At 36.5% G+C, this 724-nt stretch carries 1 protein-coding gene; it reads right to left on the reverse strand.

What is annotated here, in order from left to right:
- Positions 1–186: 186 nt before the first annotated feature.
- The gene (locus ACIR131C_RS0115190) at positions 187–723 is read right to left on the reverse strand and encodes a Uma2 family endonuclease (RefSeq protein WP_028090888.1); all 537 of its coding nucleotides are present in this window, start codon (positions 721–723) and stop codon (positions 187–189) included.
- Position 724: the final 1 nt, after the last annotated feature.

Here is a 724-nt window from a genome sequence, read left to right on the forward strand (position 1 = left end):
ATGTGGAAATCGTTTAGAAGAATTATATCCTATAGTTCAGAACTGGGGAAACGTATAAATCATTTATAGTATTATTTTAATATAATACATTATTATTTGTGACTAATGATCTTACCCACATTTCGCTCCTAATTCCGGTAATGCAACAGTGTCACTAGTAAAACACTTACCTTGTCTATTACTTAATTAAGCCATTCTCAACCAGCCAAATACATCATCAACAGTTAATTTTAACTGTACTCCCGCCAATACAGGTAGAATATCGGTTTTTTCCAGCAGCATTGGTTGGCGATCGCATAAAAATACTAGAATACTTAAATCATCAGGATCAATAAACCATCCTAATTTACACCCATGCTCCATACAATGTAAGATATTGCCAATCACTTTATTTGATTTCTGTTCAGGAGAAAGAATCTCAATTACCCAATCTGGAGATTGTTCAAATCTATCTGGGACTTCTCCATTGGCCAGGAAGGGAATATGCTCCCATGTAAAAACTGCTATATCAGGAACAATTGAACGATTACCAAAGCTACACCTGAGTTCAGGAAAAGCATAGGCAATTTTTTCAGATTCACTCACTAAATTAATTTGGCAGCCAAGTTTCCCTTGCAGTCGGCTGTGTCTTCCTTTAGGCATAGGTTTTTGAATAATGTCCCCAGCCAAGAACTCTAACGCGGGCTTGGTCTCCGGCATCATTAAGAACTTTTCTAAAGTAATA

The organism is Dolichospermum circinale AWQC131C (assembly GCF_000426905.1).
Taxonomy (GTDB): Bacteria; Cyanobacteriota; Cyanobacteriia; order Cyanobacteriales; family Nostocaceae; genus Dolichospermum; species Dolichospermum circinale.